Origin of the sequence: Pseudomonas alvandae (genome assembly GCF_019141525.1) — a bacterium.
Classification (GTDB): Bacteria; Pseudomonadota; Gammaproteobacteria; order Pseudomonadales; family Pseudomonadaceae; genus Aquipseudomonas; species Aquipseudomonas alvandae.
Genome location: NZ_CP077080.1, coordinates 6103636 through 6124478 on the forward strand (window position 1 = coordinate 6103636; position 20843 = coordinate 6124478).

General features: G+C 62.1%; 26 protein-coding genes. 16 read left to right on the forward strand and 10 right to left on the reverse strand.

Features of this window, described 5'->3' with window-relative positions:
- Positions 1 to 6 precede the first annotated feature (6 nt).
- From KSS97_RS27285 to KSS97_RS27305, 5 genes are all read left to right on the forward strand, one after another.
- Positions 7 to 576, forward strand: a complete 570-nt coding sequence (locus KSS97_RS27285) for a YqgE/AlgH family protein (RefSeq protein ID WP_030137903.1) — start codon at positions 7 to 9, stop codon at positions 574 to 576.
- Entirely contained in the window at positions 576 to 1013 is a 438-nt protein-coding gene (ruvX, locus tag KSS97_RS27290) for a Holliday junction resolvase RuvX (protein WP_030137904.1), read from the forward strand. Before KSS97_RS27285 ends, ruvX begins: the two co-directional genes overlap by 1 nt.
- An 83-nt stretch (positions 1014 to 1096) precedes the next feature.
- Complete coding sequence (gene pyrR / locus KSS97_RS27295; protein ID WP_030137905.1) at positions 1097 to 1603, forward strand: bifunctional pyr operon transcriptional regulator/uracil phosphoribosyltransferase PyrR; 507 nt, start codon at positions 1097 to 1099, stop codon at positions 1601 to 1603.
- A 24-nt stretch (positions 1604 to 1627) separates the two neighbouring features.
- Positions 1628 to 2632 (forward strand): aspartate carbamoyltransferase catalytic subunit, encoded by a 1005-nt coding sequence (locus KSS97_RS27300; RefSeq protein ID WP_003177495.1) that lies wholly within the window; start codon positions 1628 to 1630, stop codon positions 2630 to 2632.
- Positions 2629 to 3900 (forward strand): dihydroorotase, encoded by a 1272-nt coding sequence (locus KSS97_RS27305; RefSeq protein ID WP_217860556.1) that lies wholly within the window; start codon positions 2629 to 2631, stop codon positions 3898 to 3900. The genes KSS97_RS27300 and KSS97_RS27305 overlap by 4 nt, the downstream gene beginning before the upstream one ends.
- Positions 3901 to 4023: 123 nt before the next feature.
- On the opposite strand, the gene KSS97_RS27310 is transcribed toward KSS97_RS27305, so the two are convergent.
- Positions 4024 to 4452, reverse strand: coding sequence for an NINE protein (locus tag KSS97_RS27310; protein WP_030137907.1), 429 nt, complete (start codon positions 4450 to 4452; stop codon positions 4024 to 4026).
- Between the two features lie 248 nt (positions 4453 to 4700).
- Here KSS97_RS27310 and KSS97_RS27315 point away from each other — a divergent pair, with 248 nt between their 5' ends.
- The gene (locus tag KSS97_RS27315) at positions 4701 to 5312 is read left to right on the forward strand and encodes a C40 family peptidase (RefSeq protein WP_030137908.1); all 612 of its coding nucleotides are present in this window, start codon (positions 4701 to 4703) and stop codon (positions 5310 to 5312) included.
- Positions 5313 to 5459: 147 nt separating this feature from the next.
- On the opposite strand, the gene KSS97_RS27320 is transcribed toward KSS97_RS27315, so the two are convergent.
- On the reverse strand, positions 5460 to 6494 hold the full coding sequence (locus KSS97_RS27320; protein WP_198796877.1) for a type IV pilus twitching motility protein PilT: 1035 nt from the start codon (positions 6492 to 6494) through the stop codon (positions 5460 to 5462).
- A gap of 56 nt (positions 6495 to 6550) precedes the next feature.
- Here KSS97_RS27320 and KSS97_RS27325 point away from each other — a divergent pair, with 56 nt between their 5' ends.
- From KSS97_RS27325 to KSS97_RS27365, 9 genes are all read left to right on the forward strand, one after another.
- Positions 6551 to 7243, forward strand: a complete 693-nt coding sequence (locus tag KSS97_RS27325) for a YggS family pyridoxal phosphate-dependent enzyme (RefSeq protein WP_198796878.1) — start codon at positions 6551 to 6553, stop codon at positions 7241 to 7243.
- Positions 7244 to 7271: 28 nt separating this feature from the next.
- Positions 7272 to 8090 (forward strand): pyrroline-5-carboxylate reductase, encoded by an 819-nt coding sequence (gene proC, locus KSS97_RS27330; RefSeq protein WP_217860557.1) that lies wholly within the window; start codon positions 7272 to 7274, stop codon positions 8088 to 8090.
- Positions 8091 to 8100: 10 nt separating this feature from the next.
- Complete coding sequence (locus tag KSS97_RS27335; protein ID WP_198796880.1) at positions 8101 to 8691, forward strand: YggT family protein; 591 nt, start codon at positions 8101 to 8103, stop codon at positions 8689 to 8691.
- A gap of 272 nt (positions 8692 to 8963) precedes the next feature.
- Entirely contained in the window at positions 8964 to 10103 is a 1140-nt protein-coding gene (gene metX / locus KSS97_RS27340; protein ID WP_030137913.1) for a homoserine O-succinyltransferase MetX, read from the forward strand.
- 7 nt (positions 10104 to 10110) lie between these two features.
- Positions 10111 to 10731, forward strand: coding sequence for a methionine biosynthesis protein MetW (gene metW, locus KSS97_RS27345; RefSeq protein WP_198796881.1), 621 nt, complete (start codon positions 10111 to 10113; stop codon positions 10729 to 10731).
- A 25-nt stretch (positions 10732 to 10756) separates the two neighbouring features.
- A complete protein-coding gene (locus KSS97_RS27350; RefSeq protein ID WP_198796882.1) occupies positions 10757 to 11191 on the forward strand; it encodes a DUF4426 domain-containing protein in 435 nt (144 codons plus the stop codon).
- Complete coding sequence (rdgB, locus tag KSS97_RS27355; RefSeq protein WP_198796883.1) at positions 11188 to 11784, forward strand: RdgB/HAM1 family non-canonical purine NTP pyrophosphatase; 597 nt, start codon at positions 11188 to 11190, stop codon at positions 11782 to 11784. Before KSS97_RS27350 ends, rdgB begins: the two co-directional genes overlap by 4 nt.
- A complete protein-coding gene (gene hemW / locus KSS97_RS27360; RefSeq protein ID WP_225936075.1) occupies positions 11781 to 12980 on the forward strand; it encodes a radical SAM family heme chaperone HemW in 1200 nt (399 codons plus the stop codon). The genes rdgB and hemW overlap by 4 nt, the downstream gene beginning before the upstream one ends.
- 18 nt (positions 12981 to 12998) lie before the next feature.
- Positions 12999 to 13322: a DUF3392 domain-containing protein gene (locus KSS97_RS27365; protein WP_014340681.1), complete on the forward strand. Its 324-nt coding sequence runs from the start codon at positions 12999 to 13001 to the stop codon at positions 13320 to 13322.
- A gap of 145 nt (positions 13323 to 13467) precedes the next feature.
- Here the strand turns inward: KSS97_RS27365 and trmB are convergent, their stop codons facing one another.
- From trmB to KSS97_RS27385, 4 genes are all read right to left on the reverse strand, one after another.
- Positions 13468 to 14193, reverse strand: coding sequence for a tRNA (guanosine(46)-N7)-methyltransferase TrmB (trmB, locus tag KSS97_RS27370; RefSeq protein WP_030137918.1), 726 nt, complete (start codon positions 14191 to 14193; stop codon positions 13468 to 13470).
- A 9-nt stretch (positions 14194 to 14202) separates the two neighbouring features.
- Positions 14203 to 14997, reverse strand: coding sequence for a thiazole synthase (locus tag KSS97_RS27375; RefSeq protein ID WP_003177480.1), 795 nt, complete (start codon positions 14995 to 14997; stop codon positions 14203 to 14205).
- Between the two features lie 54 nt (positions 14998 to 15051).
- The gene (thiS, locus tag KSS97_RS27380; protein ID WP_018609493.1) at positions 15052 to 15252 is read right to left on the reverse strand and encodes a sulfur carrier protein ThiS; all 201 of its coding nucleotides are present in this window, start codon (positions 15250 to 15252) and stop codon (positions 15052 to 15054) included.
- 84 nt (positions 15253 to 15336) lie between these two features.
- Positions 15337 to 15717, reverse strand: a complete 381-nt coding sequence (locus tag KSS97_RS27385; protein ID WP_030137919.1) for a DUF423 domain-containing protein — start codon at positions 15715 to 15717, stop codon at positions 15337 to 15339.
- Positions 15718 to 15790: 73 nt separating this feature from the next.
- Here KSS97_RS27385 and mtgA point away from each other — a divergent pair, with 73 nt between their 5' ends.
- Positions 15791 to 16513 (forward strand): monofunctional biosynthetic peptidoglycan transglycosylase, encoded by a 723-nt coding sequence (gene mtgA / locus KSS97_RS27390; protein WP_030137920.1) that lies wholly within the window; start codon positions 15791 to 15793, stop codon positions 16511 to 16513.
- Between the two features lie 201 nt (positions 16514 to 16714).
- Here mtgA and rpoH read toward each other — a convergent pair whose 3' ends face one another.
- The 4 genes from rpoH to ftsY form a co-directional block, all read right to left on the reverse strand.
- On the reverse strand, positions 16715 to 17569 hold the full coding sequence (rpoH, locus tag KSS97_RS27395; protein ID WP_030137921.1) for an RNA polymerase sigma factor RpoH: 855 nt from the start codon (positions 17567 to 17569) through the stop codon (positions 16715 to 16717).
- A 112-nt stretch (positions 17570 to 17681) separates the two neighbouring features.
- A complete protein-coding gene (gene ftsX, locus KSS97_RS27400; protein WP_030137922.1) occupies positions 17682 to 18704 on the reverse strand; it encodes a permease-like cell division protein FtsX in 1023 nt (340 codons plus the stop codon).
- The gene (gene ftsE / locus KSS97_RS27405; protein ID WP_030137923.1) at positions 18701 to 19372 is read right to left on the reverse strand and encodes a cell division ATP-binding protein FtsE; all 672 of its coding nucleotides are present in this window, start codon (positions 19370 to 19372) and stop codon (positions 18701 to 18703) included. Before ftsE ends, ftsX begins: the two co-directional genes overlap by 4 nt.
- The gene (ftsY, locus tag KSS97_RS27410; protein ID WP_030137924.1) at positions 19369 to 20760 is read right to left on the reverse strand and encodes a signal recognition particle-docking protein FtsY; all 1392 of its coding nucleotides are present in this window, start codon (positions 20758 to 20760) and stop codon (positions 19369 to 19371) included. The genes ftsE and ftsY overlap by 4 nt, the downstream gene beginning before the upstream one ends.
- Between the last annotated feature and the right edge of the window lie 83 nt (positions 20761 to 20843).

Sequence of the window (20843 nt, forward strand, 5' to 3'; positions counted from 1 at the left end):
GCGCCTATGAAAAACGTCAGCCCCACCTACCTCAAGCATCATTTCCTGATCGCCATGCCGCACATGGCCGATCCGAACTTTGCCCACACCTTGACCTACATCGTCGAGCACACGGCGAACGGGGCCATGGGATTGGTGGTCAACCGCCCGCAGGAGCTGAACCTGGCGGACATCCTTGAGCAATTGCGCCCCGAGGTCGAACCGCCACTGCTGTGCCAGCATGTGCCGATTTTCATGGGTGGCCCGGTGCAGACCGATCGCGGTTTCGTGCTCCATCCGTCGGGCCCCAAATTCCAGGCCACGGTGGACCTGGACGGTGTGTCGCTGTCCACCTCCCAGGACGTGCTGTTCGCCATCGCCGACGGCGTCGGCCCGCAAAAAAGCCTGATTGCCCTCGGCTATGCCGGTTGGGAACCCGGGCAACTGGAAGCCGAGCTGGCGGATAACGCCTGGCTGACCTGCCCGTTCGACGCCGACATCCTCTTCAATACCAGCAGCGAACTGCGCCTGGAAGCGGCGGCCAGCCGGTTGGGTGTCAACCTCAGCCTGCTCACCAGCCAGGCGGGACACGCCTGATGGCCTTGCGCTTGCTGCTGGGCTTCGATTACGGCACCAAACAGATCGGCGTTGCGGTCGGCCAGGTCATTACCGGCCAGGCCCGTGAGCTGTGCACCTTGAAGGCGCAGAATGGCGTTCCGGACTGGAACCAGGTCGAAGCGCTGATCAAGGAATGGAAACCCGACGCCGTGGTGGTCGGCCTGCCGCTGAACATGGACGGCACGCCCAGCGACATGTGCCTGCGCGCCGAAAAGTTCGCCCGCCGGCTCAACGGCCGCTTCAACCTGCCCTTCTATACCCATGATGAGCGCCTGACGACCTTCGAGGCCAAGGGCGAACGCCTGGTGCGCGGCGGGCAGAAAGGCAGTTACCGCGACAACCCGGTGGACGCCATCGCCGCCGCCCTGCTGTTGCAGGGCTGGCTCGATGCCAATACCGCCCTGTTCGAAACCTGATTTTTTGAAAGCGCCGCCAAGGCGCTTTCTTTTAGCGATAAACCGAGTCACGAGCACCGACCCGGAAACCTGAAGGAGCCAGCATGAGCCTGCCCAATCCCGCCGAACTGATCAGCCAGATGGCGATCCGTCTTACGGCGCACCTGGAACAACGCGGCATCAGCGAACCGCGCTACATCGGCATCCGCACTGGCGGCGTCTGGGTTGCCCAGGCCTTGCTCGATGAACTGGGCAGCGATTCGCCGCTGGGTACCCTGGACGTGTCCTTCTACCGCGACGACTTCAGCCAGAACGGCCTGCACCCGCAAGTGCGCCCCTCGGCCCTGCCATTCGAGATCGAAGGCCAGCACCTGGTGCTGATCGACGACGTCCTGATGAGCGGCCGGACCATCCGCGCCGCCATGAACGAACTGTTCGATTACGGCCGCCCGGCCAGCGTGACGCTGGTGTGCCTGCTGGACCTGGACGCCGCCGAGCTGCCGATCCGGCCGAACGTGGTCGGCGCGACACTGACGCTGGCCGCCCATGAGCGGGTCAAGCTCTCCGGGCCGTCGCCGCTGCAACTCGAACTGCAAGACCTTGCCCTTTAACTGCCCTTGTAAGAGTCCATCGCGATGACGCCTCTCGAAACCAAGCGCCCGCTGCAGCTCAACGATCAGGGCCAGCTGCGGCACTTCCTGTCCCTCGACGGCCTGCGCCGCGAGCTGCTGACAGAAATCCTCGACACCGCCGACTCGTTCCTCGAAGTTGGCGCCCGTGCGGTGAAGAAAGTCCCGTTGCTGCGCGGCAAGACCGTGTGCAACGTGTTCTTCGAAAACTCCACCCGCACCCGTACCACCTTCGAACTGGCGGCCCAGCGGCTGTCGGCGGACGTGATCACCCTCAACGTCTCCACGTCCTCGGCGAGCAAGGGTGAAACCCTGCTCGACACCCTGCGTAACCTCGAAGCCATGGCCGCCGACATGTTCGTCGTGCGCCACGGTGATTCCGGTGCAGCGCACTTCATTGCCGAACACGTGTGCCCGCAAGTGGCGATCATCAACGGCGGCGACGGCCGTCACGCCCACCCGACCCAGGGCATGCTGGACATGCTGACCATCCGCCGGCACAAGGGCAGCTTCGAGAACCTGTCGGTGGCCATCGTCGGCGACATCCTGCACTCGCGGGTGGCCCGCTCGAACATGCTGGCCCTCAAGACCCTCGGCTGCCCGGACATCCGCGTGATCGCGCCGAAAACCCTGCTGCCCATCGGCGTCGAGCAATACGGTGTGAAGGTCTACACCGACATGACCGAAGGCCTGAAGGATGTGGACGTGGTGATCATGCTGCGCCTGCAACGCGAACGCATGACCGGCGGCCTGCTGCCCAGCGAAGGCGAGTTCTACCGCTTGTTCGGCTTGACCACCGCGCGCCTGGCCGGGGCCAAGCCGGATGCCATCGTCATGCACCCGGGGCCGATCAACCGCGGCGTGGAGATCGAGTCGGCGGTGGCCGACGGGCCGCATTCGGTGATCCTCAACCAAGTGACCTACGGCATCGCCATCCGCATGGCCGTGCTGTCCATGGCCATGAGCGGGCAAACGGCCCAGCGCCAATTTGACCAGGAGAACGCCCAGTGAAGCTCAGCATTCTCGGCGCACGCGTGATCGATCCGGCCAGCGGCCTGGATCAAGTGACCGACATTCATATCGATGCCTGCAAGGTCGTCGCCCTTGGCGCGGCGCCGGCAGGCTTCGCGGCGGTCGAGACCCTCGACGCCCAAGGCCTGGTCGCCGCCCCTGGCCTGGTGGACCTCAACGTCGCCCTGCGCGAGCCGGGCTACAGCCGCAAAGGCAGCATCGTCAGCGAAACCCGCGCCGCCGCCGCCGGTGGCGTGACCAGCCTGTGCTGCCCACCGCAGACCAAACCGGTGCTGGACACATCGGCCGTGGCCGAACTGATCCTCGACCGCGCCCGCGAAGCCGGCAACACCAAGGTTTTCCCGATTGGCGCACTGAGCAAAGGCCTCGATGGCGAGCAATTGGCCGAGCTGATCGCCCTGCGTGATGCCGGGTGCGTGGCGTTCGGCAATGGCCTGAACAGCTTCCGCAACACCCGTACGCTGTGTCGCGCACTGGAATATGCGGCGACTTTCGGCCTGACCGTCATCTTCAATTCCCAGGATCACGACCTGGCCGAAGGCGGTCTCGCCCATGAAGGCCCGACCGCCAGCTTCCTCGGCCTGCCGGGCATTCCGGAAACGGCCGAGACCGTGGCCCTGGCCCGGGACCTGCTGCTGGTGGAACAAAGCGGCGTGCGCGCCCACTTCAGCCAACTGACCAGCGCCCGTGGCGCGGCGCTGATCGCCCAGGCCCAGGCCCGCGGCTTGCCGGTGACCGCCGACGTGGCGCTGTATCAGTTGATCCTGACCGATGAGGCGCTGATCGATTTCAACAGCGTCTATCACGTCCAGCCGCCGCTGCGCACCCGCGCCGACCGCGAAGGTTTGCGCGAGGCGGTGAAGTCCGGGGTGATCTCGGCCATTTCCAGCCATCACCAGCCCCACGAGCGCGACGCCAAGCTGGCACCCTTCGGCGCCACCGAACCGGGCATCAGCAGCGTTGAACTGCTGTTGCCGCTGGCCATGACGCTGGTGGAGGACGGCTTGCTGGACTTGCCAACCTTGCTGGCGCGCCTGAGCGCCGGCCCGGCCCAGGCCCTGCAATTGCCGGTCGGGAAACTGGCCGTGGGTGCGGCGGCGGACCTGGTGCTGTTCGACCCCGCCGCGTCCACCGTGGCTGGCGAAGCCTGGCGCTCCAAGGGCGACAACTGCCCGTTCCTCGGTCACAGCCTGCCGGGGGTGGTGCGCTATACGCTGATGGATGGGCGGATTACCCACCAGGCCTGAAAAACCGCGTCGCTCCTATCGCGAGCAAGCTCGCTCCCACAGGGATCTCGGTGAACACAGGATATGTGAACACCTCCGATCCAGTGTGGGAGCGAGCTTGCTCGCGATGCAGGCAACTCGGTCTTAGTGAAAAGCCCCACGCTTCTGCGCATTACGAATCGACACCTGGTCGTTCAGCGTCCAGAAGTCATACAGCACACCCAGGAAAAACACCCCGCCGGTCAGCAGATAGATAATCCCGCTGAGCCACTTCCCCTGATACATGCGATGCACGCCCAAGACGCCGAGGAAGGTCAGCAGAATCCACGCCACGGTGTATTCGATAGGTCCCGGGGTGAAACGCAGATCCGCTTCGCGGTCCATGGCCGGGATCAGGAACAGGTCGATCAACCAACCGATGCCCAGCAGGCCGAAGGTGAAGAACCAGATCGTGCCAGTCACCGGCTTGCCGTAATAGAAACGGTGCGCACCGGTGAAGCCGAAAATCCAGAGCAGATACCCGATCACTTTGCTATGGGTGTCACGGGTTGCGTCCTGCTGATAGCTGTTCATGAATGGCCTCTTTTGCCTCGATAGAAAAATTTGTTCGGACTTTTTGTGACTTTTTTGTGTCTCGCCGACAAGCGGTCCTGAGCGACTCGGACCTGTGAAACGCCCGTGTTATGGGGGTCTTGTCGGACAATTGGGTCAATTGTCGCAATTGTGCAGGGTTCAGGCTGGGTTCCGGATCGACAAACGGCCTCGAAACGGCGAAAAAAGCTGTTATAAAGTTGCGCGCTAACCTTTATGAGCCTTGCCTAATGCGTCCATTTTTCAAGACATGGCTGACCATCTGCCTATTATTGCCACTGGCCGCCCACGCCACCAATCGTGAGCAACGTCTTCCCAACGTCAACGGCTACACCCCGAAATCCCATGTTTCTGCTCCAGGGAGCAAAAACAACCCAGGCACCCAGCGCCTGAGCACGACCAACAGCAAGCTGGTTCCGCCCATGGCGACCAAAGCGAGCAGCAACGTGTTGAGCCGCGCCGTGAATGTACTGGGCACACCTTACCGCTGGGGCGGCAGCAGCCCAAGCAAAGGTTTCGATTGCAGCGGTTTGGTGAAGTACGCCTTCAACGACGCCACGTTCGACCTGCCGCGCACCTCCAATGCGATGGCTGCCGGTCATGGCGAGAAAGTCGAGCGCAAGGACTTGAAGCCTGGCGACCTGATTTTCTTCAAGCTCAAGAGCCGCCGGGTCAACCACGTGGCGATCTACCTGGGCAACGACCGCTTCATCCACGCGCCACGGCGGGGCAAGTCGGTGACCATCGACACGCTGAACAAGCCGTATTGGAACACCCATTACGTGGTTGCCAAGCGGGTGCTGCCGAAAGAGCCGGGTGCGATGCGGGTGGTTCAGCGCTGAGCCAGCATTTGTGTTGCAACTGACTGCCTCATCGCGAGCAAGCTCGCTCCCACATTTGATTTGCGGCGAACACAATTTCTGTGGTCACTGAAGATCAAGTGTGGGAGCGAGCTTGCTCGCGATGAGGCCTGCAAAAGCACCACATCTCTAAAAGTTATCCGGCGTACGCGCCCGCTCCCGCGCATGTTCGCGGCTGATCAGCCCCTTGTTCACCAACTCTTTCAGGCACATGTCCAGCGTCTGCATCCCCAGCGAGCCGCCGGTCTGGATCGACGAATACATCTGCGCGATCTTGTCTTCCCGGATAAGATTGCGGATCGCCGAGGTGCCGAGCATGATTTCGTGTGCAGCGACCCGGCCGCCACCGATCTTCTTGACCAGCGTCTGGGAGATCACCGCTTGAAGCGACTCCGACAGCATCGAGCGAACCATGGACTTTTCGTCGCCGGGGAACACATCCACCACCCGGTCAATGGTCTTGGCTGCCGATGTGGTGTGCAGCGTACCAAACACCAAGTGCCCGGTTTCAGCGGCGGTCAGCGCCAGGCGAATGGTTTCCAGGTCACGCATTTCCCCCACCAGGATCACGTCCGGGTCTTCCCGCAGGGCCGAGCGCAGGGCCGTGGAAAAACCTTGGGTGTCGCGGTGCACCTCGCGCTGGTTGATCAGACATTTGCGCGGTTCATGGACGAACTCGATCGGGTCCTCGATGGTAAGGATGTGATGGTGCTTGTGGCTATTCAGGTAATCGATCATCGCCGCCAGGGTCGTGGACTTGCCTGAACCAGTAGGCCCGGTCACCAGTACGAGCCCGCGTGGGGCCTCGGTGATCTTGCGAAACACCTCGCCCATGCCCAGGTCTTCCATGGTCAGGACTTTCGACGGGATGGTCCGGAACACCGCCCCGGCGCCACGATTCTGATTGAAGGCGTTGACCCTGAACCGCGCCACACCCGGCACGTCGAAGGAGAAATCCGTTTCCAGAAATTTCTCGTAATCCACTCGCTGCCGGTCGTTCATGATGTCGTAGATCAGCTCATGAACCTGTTTATGGTCCAGTGCCGGCAGGTTTATCCGTCGCACATCGCCGTCGACACGGATCATCGGCGGCAGCCCGGCGGACAGGTGCAGGTCCGACGCCCCCTGTTTGGCGCTGAAGGCCAACAGTTCAGTGATATCCATAGCGCTCCTCAATTCCAGTAGAATGCCGCGAACCTCAGACCCGCTGGCCTTTCTTTATGACCACGATAGCAGACAACATTGCTCAGGTTAGATCGCGCATCCATGCGGCGGAGCAAGCCGCCCAGCGTGCCGCAGGCAGCGTCCAGCTGCTGGCAGTGAGCAAGACCAAGCCCGCCCAGGCCCTGCGCGAAGCCTATGCCGCCGGCCTCAGGGACTTCGGCGAGAACTACCTGCAAGAAGCGCTCGGCAAGCAGGCGGAACTGACCGACCTGCCCTTGATCTGGCACTTCATCGGCCCCATTCAATCGAACAAGACGCGCGCTATTGCCGAACATTTCGACTGGGTGCACTCCGTGGACCGCCTGAAAATCGCCCAACGCCTGTCCGAGCAGCGCCCGGCCGAGCTGCCGCCGTTGAACATCTGCATCCAGGTCAACGTCAGCGGCGAAGCCAGTAAATCCGGTTGCACACCAACGGACCTGCCAGCCCTCGCCAAGGCCATCGCTGCATTGCCGCATCTCACGTTGCGCGGGTTGATGGCCATTCCCGAACCGACCGACGATCGCGCCGAGCAGGACGCGGCGTTTGCGGCCGTCCAGCGCCTGCAAGCCAGCCTGGACCTGCCCCTGGATACGTTATCCATGGGTATGAGCCATGACCTCGAATCCGCCATCGCCCAAGGCGCCACCTGGGTGCGCATCGGTACTGCATTGTTTGGCGCTCGCGACTACGGTCAAACACCCAGCTGATCCATTCATCTCTTTATAAGGACCTGTCATGAGCAACACGCGTATTGCCTTTATCGGCGCCGGCAACATGGCCGCCAGCCTGATCGGCGGCCTGCGGGCCAAGGGCCTGGACGCATCCATGATTCGCGCCAGCGATCCGGGTGAAGAGACTCGCAAGCGGGTCAGCGCCGAGCACGGCATCGAAACCTTCGCCGACAACGCCCAGGCCATCGACGGCGTGGACGTCATCGTGCTGGCGGTCAAGCCGCAAGCGATGAAGACCGTCTGCAAAGCCCTTCGCCCGAATCTCCAGCCTCATCAACTGGTGGTGTCGATCGCCGCGGGCATTACCTGCGCGAGCATGAACAACTGGCTCGGCGCCCAGCCGATCGTGCGCTGCATGCCCAACACCCCGGCCCTGCTACGCCAGGGTGTCAGCGGCCTGTATGCAACCGGCCAAGTGAGCGCCGGACAGCGCCAGCAGGCCGAAGAACTGCTGTCGGCCGTCGGCCTGGCGCTGTGGCTGGAGACCGAGCAGCAACTGGATGCCGTCACCGCCGTCTCCGGCTCGGGCCCGGCGTATTTCTTCCTGCTGATCGAAGCCATGACCGCCGCCGGCGAGAAACTCGGCCTGCCCCGCGAGACCGCCGCCCAGTTGACCTTGCAGACGGCCCTCGGCGCCGCCCACATGGCGGTGTCCAGCGACGTCGATGCGGCCGAGCTGCGCCGTCGCGTGACGTCTCCGGCCGGCACCACCGAAGCGGCCATCAAATCATTCCAGGCCGGCGGCTTCGAAGCCCTGGTGGAAAAAGCACTCGGCGCCGCCGCGCACCGCTCGGCCGAAATGGCCGAACAACTGGGCCAATAAGGAGCCATTCATGATTGGATTGAACACTGCAGCGGTCTATGTCCTGCAAACCCTCGGCAGCCTGTACCTGCTGATCGTGCTGATGCGCTTCGTATTGCAATTGGTGCGCGCCAACTTCTACAACCCGCTGTGCCAGTTCGTGGTCAAGGCTACCCAGCCGCTGCTCAAGCCGTTGCGCCGGATCATCCCTAGCCTGTTCGGCCTGGACATGTCCTCGCTGGTGTTGGCGATCCTGGTGCAGTTGGCGCTGATGGCGCTGACCCTGCTGCTGACCTACGGCACCACCGGCAACCCGCTGCAACTGCTGATCTGGTCGCTCATTGGCGTGACCGCGCTGTTCCTGAACATATTTTTCTTCGCGATGATCATCAGTGTGATCCTGTCCTGGGTCGCACCGGGCAGCCACAACCCGGGGGCCGAACTGGTGAACCAGATCTGCGAGCCGGCCCTGGCGCCGTTCCGTCGCATCGTGCCGAACCTCGGCGGCCTGGATATCTCGCCGATCCTGGCGTTCATGGTGCTCAAGCTGCTCGACATGCTGGTGATCAACAATTTGGCGGCGATGACCATGATGCCGGAGATTTTGCGGGTGCTTATTTGATCCAGGCAACCTGATCCCTGTGGCAAAGGACCTGTCTGTGGCGAGGGGATTTATCCCCGCTGGGCCGCGAAGCGGCCCCAAAGCAGACAACTCGGCCAGCCTGATACTCCGCATACTCAGGTTTCAGGGCTGCTTCGCAGCCCAACGGGGATAAATCCCCTCGCCACAAATAAATCCGCTCGCAACCATCGGATTCCCCGCTTGCGCCGTTTGCTTGCCGCTAACCCCAGCGGTCTTTAGACTTACGCCTCATTTCAACGCGAGCAGGGTCGATGCCAGCTGCCTTTCCCCCCGATTCCGTTGGTCTGGTGACGCCTCAAATGGCGCATTTCAGCGAGCCCCTGGCCCTGGCCTGCGGCCGTTCGTTGCCAGCCTATGACCTGATCTACGAAACCTACGGCACCCTCAATGCCACGGCGAGCAATGCCGTGCTGATCTGCCACGCCTTGTCGGGGCATCACCACGCCGCCGGCTACCACAGCGTCGATGACCGCAAGCCCGGCTGGTGGGACAGTTGCATCGGTCCGGGCAAGCCCATCGACACCAACAAGTTCTTCGTCGTCAGCCTGAACAACCTCGGCGGTTGCAACGGCTCCACCGGCCCCAGCAGTATCAACCCGGACACCGGCAAGCCCTTCGGCGCCGATTTCCCGGTGCTGACCGTGGAAGACTGGGTCCACAGCCAGGCGCGCCTGGCAGACCGTCTCGGCATCGCCCAATGGGCAGCGGTGATCGGCGGCAGCCTGGGTGGCATGCAAGCGCTGCAATGGACCATCACCTACCCGGACCGCGTGCGCCACTGCCTGGCAATCGCCTCGGCACCCAAGCTGTCGGCGCAGAACATCGCCTTCAACGAAGTGGCGCGCCAGGCGATCCTCACCGACCCCGAATTCCACGGCGGCTCGTTCCAGGAACACGGCGTGATCCCCAAGCGCGGGCTGATGCTGGCACGGATGGTCGGGCACATCACCTACCTGTCCGACGATTCCATGGGCGAGAAATTCGGCCGTGGTCTCAAGAGCGAGAAGCTCAACTACGACTTCCACAGCGTCGAGTTCCAGGTCGAGAGCTACCTGCGTTATCAGGGAGAAGAGTTCTCCGGGCGTTTCGACGCCAACACCTACCTGTTGATGACCAAGGCGCTGGACTACTTCGATCCGGCGGCGAACTTCGACGATAACCTGGCGAAAACCTTCGCCAACGCCACCGCCAAGTTCTGCGTGATGTCGTTTACCACCGACTGGCGCTTCTCCCCGGCCCGCTCCCGGGAACTGGTGGACGCACTGATGGCCGCGCGCAAGGACGTCTGCTACCTGGAAATCGACGCGCCCCAGGGCCACGACGCCTTTTTGATCCCGATCCCGCGCTACCTGCAGGCGTTCGGCAACTACATGAACCGTATTACGCTGTGAGGACGCCATGAGAGCCGATCTGGACATCATCCAGGAATGGATCCCCGCCGGCAGCCGGGTGCTCGACCTGGGCTGCGGCAACGGCGAATTGCTGACCTGGCTGCGGGACAACAAGCAAGTGACGGGCTACGGGCTGGAAAATGACCCGGACAACATCGCCGAATGCGTGGCCAAGGGCATCAACGTCATCGAGCAGGACCTGGACAAGGGCCTGGGCAACTTCGCCAGCAACAGCTTCGACATCGTGGTCATGACCCAGGCCCTGCAAGCCGTGCACTACCCTGACAAGATCCTCGACGAAATGCTGCGCGTCGGGCGCCAGTGCATCATCACCTTCCCCAACTTCGGTCACTGGCGGTGCCGCTGGTACCTGGCGAGCAAGGGGCGGATGCCGGTGTCGGAGTTCCTGCCCTACACCTGGTACAACACGCCGAACATCCACTTCTGCACCTTCGAGGATTTCGAGGAGTTGTGCCGCGAACGCGAAGCCAAGGTCATTGATCGCCTGGCCGTAGACCAGCAGCACCGCCACGGGTGGGCGAGCAAGCTTTGGCCTAATCTGTTAGGTGAGATAGGCATCTATCGGGTCAGCAGCCCAGGCCTCGCCGATCATCAGGTCGCGGTGTAAACGCCGGCCTTTCCAGGAGCACGACATGAAACGTCTAGGGTTGTTTCTCATCACCGCCTGCCTAAGCGTCGGCGTCATGGCCGCCGATGTCATCAAGGGCGAGCGCAAGGAAGTGTTCGGTGACGTCACCGTGCACTACAACACGTTCAACTCCACCTTCCTAACGCCTGACATCGCCAAGGGCGCCGAACTGATCCGCAGCAAGAACCAGGGCGTGATCAATGTTTCGGTGATCAAGGGTGGCAAGCCGCTGATCGCCCAAGTCAGCGGCACGGTCAAGGACCTGACCAGCAAGACGGTCCCGCTCAGCTTCCGCCAGATCACTGAGCCAGGCGCGATTTATTACGTCGCCCAATACCCGGTGGACCAGCAGGAAACCCGCACCTTTGAAATCAAGGTGCAGATCGGCGACAAGATCAACACCCTCAACTTCAACCAGGAACTGTTCCCGGGCCAATGATCAAGCTCACCCAACTCGTGCTGGCCAGCCACAACGCCGGCAAACTCAAGGAACTCCAGGCGATGCTCGGCGGGTCGGTGCAATTGCGCTCGATCGGCGAGTTCAGCCAGGTGGAACCGGAAGAGACCGGCCTGTCGTTCGTCGAGAACGCCATCCTCAAGGCCCGCAACGCCGCGCGCATTTCCGGCCTGCCGGCGCTGGCCGACGATTCCGGCCTGGCCGTGGACTTCCTCGGCGGCGCGCCGGGCATCTACTCGGCCCGCTACGCTGACGGCAAAGGTGACGCGGCGAACAACGCCAAGCTGCTCGATGCCCTCAAGGACGTCCCCGAAGCCGAGCGCGGCGCGCAGTTCGTATGTGTGCTCGCCCTGGTACGCCATGCCGACGATCCGTTGCCGATCCTCTGCGAAGGCTTGTGGCAAGGACGCATTCTGACCGAGGCCAGCGGCGAGCACGGTTTCGGCTACGACCCATTGTTCTGGGTGCCTGAGCGCAATTGCTCCAGTGCCGAGCTGGGCCCCGTGGAAAAGAACCAACTGAGCCACCGCGCCCGCGCCATGGCCCTGCTGCGCCAGCGTCTGGGCCTGCAATGACCACCGACGCCCCCGCACCGCTGATCCACGGCGGCGCACAAACCCCTCGGGCGCCGCTGCCGTCGCTGCCGCCCCTGGCGTTGTACATCCATATCCCGTGGTGCGTGCGCAAATGCCCGTATTGCGACTTCAACTCCCACACCGCCAGCCCGCAGTTGCCGGAAGAAGAGTATGTCGACGCCTTGCTGGCCGATCTCGACCAGGATCTGCACGCGGTTCATGGTCGTGGACTGAGTTCGATATTTTTTGGCGGTGGTACGCCAAGCCTGTTCAGCGCCCAGGCACTGGGACGACTTCTCCAGGGTGTCGAGGCGCGCATTCCCTTCGCGCCGGACATTGAAATCACCCTGGAAGCCAACCCCGGCACGTTCGAGCAAGCGAAGTTCGTTGCCTACCGGGCGCTGGGCATCAATCGCCTCTCCATTGGCATCCAAAGTTTCCAGCAGGCCAAGCTCGAAGCGCTGGGCCGGATCCACAACGGTGACGAGGCGGTGCGCGCCGCTGGCATGGCCCGCCAGGCCGGGTTCGACAACTTCAACCTCGACTTGATGCACGGCTTGCCTGACCAGTCCCTCGAAGACGCCTTGAGCGACCTGCGCCAGGCCATTGCGCTGAAGCCCACTCATTTGTCCTGGTACCAGCTGACGCTGGAGCCGAACACCGTGTTCTGGAACCAGCCGCCAACATTGCCGGAAGACGACACGCTGTGGGACATCCAGGAAGCCGGGCAGGCATTGCTGGCCGAGCACGGCTACGCCCAGTACGAAGTCTCGGCGTATGCCCAGCCCGGTCGGGCGGCGCGGCACAACCTCAATTATTGGAGCTTCGGCGACTTCATCGGCATCGGCGCCGGGGCCCACGGCAAGCTCAGCCATCCGGACGGGCGCATCGTGCGCACCTGGAAGACCCGCTTGCCCAAGGATTACCTGAATCCGGCCAAAAGCTTCCAGGCGGGTGAGAAAACCCTCGCCAACGAGGAACTGCCGTTCGAGTTCCTGATGAATGCCCTGCGCCTGACCGCAGGCGTGGAAGCGCGGCTGTACCCGGAGCGCACCGGTCTGCCCCTTGAGAGCCTGGCCGAAGGCCGGCGCGAGGCCGAACAAAGTGGGTTGTTGCAGGTCGAACCGTCACGTCTGGCGGCGACCGAGCGCGGACAGCTGTTTCTCAATGACTTGCTGCAAACATTTCTGAGCTGATCAACACAAGGAAATCGAATGGATCTGGTACTCGACCTGCTCGCCACTGTGTCCCGCTGGAGCCGCAGCAACCTGTCGGAAATCTCCCTGGCATTGGTAGGCTGCCTGCTGGTGCTGTTTGGTGCCGATATCAAGGGCTGGGTCGAACAACGCCTGGGCAGCATCGCCGGCGCGTTGCGCGTCCCGCTGATTGCCCTGCTGTGCATGATCGGCAGTGGCGCCGCGCTGATCTACGCCACGCCGTGGATCGTCCGAGGCTTGAGCCAGTTCAACAACTACAGCCTGGCCCCGGTGTTGTTGGTGGTGCTGGTGTTGATTGGCGTGGTGGCGGATCGGCGCTGATTCAGCCACAACCAAAAACAACTGTGGGAGCGAGCTTGCTCGCGATGGCGGTGTAACAGTCAACATTGATGTTGAATGTCATGCCCTCATCGCGAGCAAGCTCGCTCCCACAGGGAGTACCATTTCACCATGGGTCTTCTGGTGTTTAGGCCAGCTTCTCGAACTTCAAATCCCAAACCCCATGCCCAAGCCGTTCGCCACGGCGTTCGAACTTGGTGATCGGCCGTTCGGCCGGGCGCGGTACGCACTTGCCGTCTTCGGCCAGGTTGCGATAACCCGGGGCGACGTTCATCACTTCCAACATGTATTCGGCGTAGGGCTCCCAGTCGGTAGCCATGTGCAGCACACCGCCGACCTTCAACTTGCTACGCACCAGCTCAGCGAACGACGCCTGGACGATCCGGCGCTTGTGGTGACGACTTTTGTGCCAAGGATCCGGGAAGAACAACATCAGTCGGTCGAGGCTGTTGTCGGCGATGCAGCGATTGAGCACTTCAATGGCGTCGCAATCGTAGACCCGCAGGTTCGTCAGGCCCTGGGTCAACACACCGTTGAGCAGTGCTCCGACGCCCGGGCGGTGTACTTCCACGCCAATGAAATCCTGCTCCGGCGAAGCGGCAGCCATCTCCAGTAACGAATGGCCCATGCCAAAGCCGATTTCCAGCGAGCGCGGCGCCGAGCGGCCGAAGACCTGGTCAAAATCCACCGGCGCATCGGCCAAGGGCAGGACGTAAAGCGGGGCGCCTTGCTCCAGGCCGCGTTGCTGGCCTTCAGTCATGCGCCCGGCGCGCATCACGAAACTCTTGATGCGGCGGTGCTGGCGCTCTTCGCCCTCTTCCGGCAGGACAGGCGTGTCGTTCGATTCAGTCATCAATGGCTCTTACTTGATCAGACCATCCAGCGGCGAAGACGCGCTGGCGTAGAGTTTTTTCGGCATGCGGCCCGCGAGGTAGGCCAGGCGGCCGGCAACAATGGCGTGCTTCATGGCTTCGGCCATCAGGATCGGTTGCTGGGCATGGGCGATGGCCGAGTTCATCAGCACCGCCTCGCAACCCAACTCCATGGCGATGGTGGCGTCGGAGGCGGTACCGACACCGGCATCCACCAGCACCGGGATCTTGGCTTCTTCCAGGATGATCTGCAGGTTGTATGGGTTGCAGATCCCCAGGCCGGTGCCAATCAGGCCGGCCAGCGGCATGACCGCGATGCAGCCGATTTCCGCCAGTTGACGGGCGATGATCGGGTCATCGCTGGTGTAGACCATCACGTCGAAACCTTCCTTGACCAGCGTCTCCGCAGCCTTGAGGGTTTCGATCACGTTGGGGAACAGGGTTTTCTGGTCCGCCAGCACTTCCAGCTTCACCAGGTTATGGCCATCGAGCAGCTCACGGGCCAGGCGGCAGGTGCGCACGGCCTCGATGGCGTCGAAGCAACCGGCGGTGTTCGGCAGGATGGTGTAGCGATCCGGCGGCAGGATATCCAGCAGGTTCGGTTCGCCCGGGTTCTGGCCGATGTTGGTCCGGCGCACGGCGACGGTCACGATCTCGGCGCCCGAGGCTTCGATGGCCAGGCGGGTCTCTTCCATGTCGCGGTACTTGCCGGTGCCTACCAGCAAACGCGACTGGTAGGTACGACCGGCCAGGACGAAGGGCTTGTCGCTACGAACGATGCTCATGGGAAATCCTCTGTAGGGGTGAGGTTCTTGCGAAAGGCTGCGAAATCGAGGCGACTAGCCACCGCCAATGGCGTGGACCACTTCGACGCTATCACCGTCGTTCAACGTGGTTTCGGCGTGCTGGCTGCGCGGGACGATATCCAGATTGAGCTCCACCGCGACGCGGCGTCCGGTAAGTTCCAGACGGGTCAGCAGGGCCGCAACGGTTTCGCCGTCGGGCAGGTCAAGGGGTTCGCCGTTCAACTGAATGCGCATGCCGGATGCCGCCATCATTTTTAGGGGCTGGCATTCTAGCCCGATCAGTCTGGGTGACCCAAGTCCCTTGGTCAGCTTCAAGCTTCACGCGGCAAGTTGCAGGCGCCAGGCCGCGATGCCCAGGCATAACCAGCCGATCAGAAAGGCCACGCCGCCCAGGGGCGTGATGATGCCCAGCTTGCTGATGCCGGTGAGGGTCAGCAAATAAAGGCTGCCGGAGAACAGCAGGATGCCGATCACAAACGAGATCCCGGCCCACGTGACGATACGACCCGGAATATGCGTGGCCAGCAGCGCGACACCCAGCAGGGCCAGGGTATGCACCAATTGATAGGTGACGCCGGTGTGGAAAATCGCCAGGTAATCGGCGCTCAGGCGGTTTTTCAGGCCATGGGCGGCAAACGCACCTAAGGCCACGCCGGTGAAGCCGAAAAAAGCCGCCAGCATCAGAAAGCTACGCAACATGGGAACTCCGATCAGACTCGGTGGACAGGGTCTGTATAATGGCCCGCTCGACGGGTTCGGCCAAGCCATCTCTATGCTGCGTACATTGTTTCGACGATTCGTTAAAGCCCTGCTCTGGTTCGCCGTCGGCAGTGTTGTGCTGGTGCTGTTGTTTCGCGTGGTGCCGCCGCCATTCACCGCGCTGATGATCGAGCGCAAGGTTGAATCCTGGTTCGGTGGCGAACCCATCGACCTGCAGCGCGACTGGCAACCCTGGGACCAGATTTCCGACAACCTCAAGGTGGCGGTGATTGCCGGCGAAGATCAGAAGTTTCCCGAACACTGGGGCTTCGACATCAGTGCAATCCAGGCTGCGTTCGCCCATAACGGACGCGGCGGTTCAATTCGTGGCGCCAGCACCCTTAGCCAGCAAGTATCGAAGAACCTGTTTCTGTGGTCCGGTCGCAGTTGGCTGCGCAAGGGGCTGGAAGCCTGGTTCACCGCGCTGATTGAAGTGTTCTGGCCAAAGCAGCGGATCCTTGAGGTGTACCTCAACAGTGTCGAGTGGGACGACGGGGTGTTCGGCGCGGAAGCAGCGGCGCGGCACCACTTTCGCGTAAGTGCCGATGCCTTGTCCCGGCAACAGGCCAGCTTGTTGGCAGCGGTGCTGCCCAACCCGCGCAAATGGAGCGCCAGCCGACCGAGCCCTTATGTGCTACGGCGGGCGGGCTGGATTCGTCAGCAGATGAGCCAGTTGGGGGGCGATGGTTATCTGCTGGAACTCGATCATGCGCGGCGGGCGCCTTGGGCGCAGTAGCCGAGACACCAATAATCAACTGTGGGAGCGAGCTCGCTCGCGATGACAATTGAGCACTCAGTAGAGATGTCGACTGACCCACCGCCATCGCGAGCAAGCTCGCTCCCACAAGGGACCCGGGTCGAATCCAACATCGCGCACAATAAAAAACGCCCCGATCATCACTGATCGGGGCGTTTTGTTTGTGGCCTTTATCGCAGGTCAGGCCGCGATCGACACCTTGAGCTTGTTCATCGCGCTCTTTTCAAGCTGGCGAATCCGCTCGGCCGACACGTTGTACTTCTGCGCCAGGTCGTGCAGCGTGGCTTTTTCCTCGGCCAGCCAGCGCTGGTAGAGAATGTCGCGGCTGCGTTCGTCCAGCACTTCCAGGGCTTCGTGCAGGTTGGTGTTGGAGTTGTCGCTCCAGTCGGCGTCTTCCAGTTGACGCGCCGGGTCGTACCGGTGGTCTTCCAGGTAATTGGCCGGCGATTGGAAAGCACTGTCGTCGTCCGCTTCGGCGGCCGGGTCGAAGGCCATGTCATGGCCGGTCAGGCGGCTTTCCATTTCGCGCACTTCACGAGGTTCCACACCTAGACTTTCGGCTACGCGATGGACTTCCTCGTTGCTCAGCCAGGCCAGGCGCTTCTTCTGGCTGCGCAGGTTGAAGAACAGCTTGCGCTGGGCCTTGGTGGTCGCGACTTTCACGATGCGCCAGTTGCGCAGGATGAACTCGTGGATTTCCGCCTTGATCCAGTGCACCGCAAACGACACCAGGCGCACACCCATTTCCGGGTTGAAACGCTTGACCGCCTTCATCAGGCCAACGTTGCCTTCCTGGATCAGGTCGGCCTGGGCCAGCCCGTAGCCGGAATAGCTGCGGGCGATATGTACGACAAAACGCAGGTGGGCGAGCACCATCTGCCGAGCCGCCTCAAGATCCTGCTCATAATAGAGACTCTCGGCCAGTTCACGCTCCTGCTCGGGCGACAGCAATGGAATGCTGTTCACCGTGTGCACATAGGCCTCAAGGTTTGCACCCGGGACTAGAGCATAAGCAGGTTGCAAAGAAGTGGTCATACGAAAAAACCTCCGACTCACATAACTCGTGCAGTTCAGCACTGCGAAAATTGACCGGGAACCGTAGGACAAGTTCCCACAAAAACTGAAAGGTCAATACGCGCAAAAAACACTATTTTGGAGCAAGCTCACGCAGGTGGCGTGCTACCGCAATCCATGCACCGATATAACCCAACAGCACCGCGCCAAGCAAGAGCGACAGACCGTCGGCGACTGGCACACCGGCCAGCGAAAAATCGCTGCCGTACAAACCGGCCAGACCCACTACCGCATCGTTCAGCCAATCCAGGCCGAACGCCAATACGCCCCAGGACAGGATCCCGGCACCGAAGCCATACAGCGCCCCCATATAAAGGAAGGGCCTGCGTACATAACTGTCCGTACCGCCGACGAGTTTAATCACTTCTATCTCGGTGCGGCGGTTTTCAATATGAAGACGAATGGTATTGCCTATCACCAAAAGTAATGCGGAAACCAGCAGCACCGTCAGGCCGAAGACAAACCGGTCGCCGAGCTTGAGTATCGCCGCAAGACGCTCGACCCAGACTAGATCAAGTTGTGCCTGTTGTACCTTCGGCAATTCGGAAAGTCTTTGTCTCAATGCTTCAAGGGTCGGCTTGTCGACCTCGTTCGGGGTCACCAGCACCACGCCCGGCAGCGGGTTTTCCGGCAGTTCCTTGAGGGCTTCGCCCAGGCCGGATTGCTGCTGGAACTCCTCAAGAGCCTGCTCGCGCCCCACGTACTCGGCATCGGCCACGCCCGGCATGGCCTTGATCTGCTCACGCAGCGCCTCGCCTTCGCCCGGCGTCGCATCCAGTTGCAAATAAAGGGAGATCTGCGCCGCACGCTGCCAGGAGCCACCCAGGCGTTCGACATTATTCAGCAGTAATGACAGGCCCATGGGCAAGCTCAAGGCCACTGCCATGACCATGCAGGTAAAGAAACTGCCGATGGGCTGCTTGCCCAGGCGCCGAAGGCTATCGAGCAGGCTGGCGCGATGGCTTTCGATCCAGGCATGTAGCAGCGTGGCGAAATCCGGACCGTCGTCATCGTCGCGTTTCTTTTTCGGCGGCTGCGGATCGGAGGCCTTGGGGGCTACACGCTCGGCCACTTTAGGGCTTCGGGTTGCGCTCATACACCTGCCTCCCCGTCACCGATCAGTCGACCGCGCTGCAAGGTGAGCATGCGATGACGCATGCGTGCGATCAGGGCCAGGTCGTGACTGGCAATCAGTACGCTGGTGCCCAGACGGTTGATGTCTTCGAATACGCCCATGATTTCTGCCGCCAGTCGTGGGTCGAGGTTACCGGTGGGTTCATCCGCCAACAGCAAGGCCGGACGATGGACGATGGCGCGGGCGATACCCACGCGCTGTTGCTGGCCGGTGGACAGGTCGCCCGGATAAAGGTCGGTCTTGTCCGACAACGCTACGCGTTCCAAGGCCGAATCCACGCGTTTGTTGATCTCGGCCTTGGACAACCCAAGGATCTGCAACGGCAGCGCGACGTTGTTGAACACCGTGCGGTCGAACAACAACTGGTGATTCTGGAATACCACGCCGATCTGGCGGCGCAAGAAGGGAATCTGGGCGTTGCTGATGGTGCTCAGGTCCTGGCCAGCCAACAGCAGCTTGCCGGTGGTGGGTCGCTCCATCGCCAGCAGCAGGCGAAGCAAGGTACTTTTACCAGCGCCGGAATGGCCGGTGACAAACAGAAACTCGCCCCGACGGACCCGAAAGCTCAGCTCATGCAAGCCGACGTGACCGTTCGGATAGCGTTTACCGACCTGTTCGAAACGAATCATGAATGCTCCCGCTCGGCAAACAATGCCTGGACAAAAGGCTCGGCTTCAAAGGTGCGCAAATCGTCAATGCCTTCGCCCACGCCGATGTAGCGAATCGGCAGGCCGAACTGCTTGGCCAGGGCGAAAATCACCCCGCCCTTGGCAGTGCCGTCGAGCTTGGTCAGGGCCAACCCCGTCAGTTCGACGGTCTGGTTGAATTGCTTGGCCTGGTTGATGGCGTTCTGGCCGGTACCGGCGTCCAGCACCAGCAGGACCTCGTGAGGCGCATCGGCGTCGAGTTTGCCGATTACCCGGCGGACCTTCTTCAATTCTTCCATCAGGTTGTCTTTGGTGTGCAGGCGACCGGCCGTGTCGGCGATCAGCACATCGATGCCCCGGGCCTTGGCGGCCTGCACGGCGTCGAAGATCACCGAGGCGGAGTCGGCGCCGGTGTGCTGGGCGATCACCGGGATCTTGTTGCGTTCGCCCCACACTTGCAGCTGTTCGACTGCGGCAGCGCGGAAGGTATCGCCGGCGGCGAGCATGACCTTCTTGCCTTCGAGTTGCAGCTTCTTCGCCAGCTTGCCGATGGTGGTGGTCTTGCCGGCACCGTTGACGCCCACGACCAAAATCACGAATGGCTTGTTCTGCGAGGCCACCACCAGGGGTTTTTCCACCGGCTTGAGCAGGTTGGTCAGTTCGCCTTGCAGGGATTTGTACAGTGCATCGGCATCGGTCAGCTGTTTGCGCGCGACCTTCTGGGTCAGGCTCTGGATGATCACGGAAGTGGCCTCGACGCCGACATCGGCGGTCAACAGGCGGGTCTCGATGTCTTCCAGCAATTCATCGTCGATGACTTTCTTGCCCAGGAACAGGCTGGCCATGCCTTCGCCGATGCTGGCGCTGGTCTTGGACAGGCCCTGCTTCAAGCGGGCAAAGAAGCCGACTTTGTTCTCTTCGGCCGGGACCTGGACCTCTACTGGCTCTGGCTCTGGTACAAGATCTGGAACCGGAGGCACGACCACGGCGCTCGGTGTTTCCTCCGGTTGCGTCGGGGCGGGAATTGGCGGGGTGACGTGGGGCGCCTGGGCGTCCTCCACCAGCGCGACCGGCTCTTCCGCCACGGGCAGGGTCAGCCAGGGCGTCTGCCCGGCGGGCGGAGTCAGGGGTTGCTCGAGCACCGGCTCAGCCACTGGCTCGGCTTCAGGCTCGGCCGGCTGCAATACCGGTTCGGCAATCGGCAGGACAATGGGCGCGGCCTCTTCGGCCACCGGCGCTTCGGCGGGCTCTGGCTGCGGTTGTGGCTGTTCGGCAACGGTTTCCTGCGGCTTCTTGCGCAGCCATCCGAACAGGCTTTTCTTCTCGCCAGCCGCAGCTGGGGTCTTCTTGTCGTCGTTGGAACCAAACATGGAGGACGGCTATCTCACGGTAGCGACGCGCCACGAGGGCGCCTCGGTGATAAATATTCGATGCTGAACAGACTGCGTTTCAT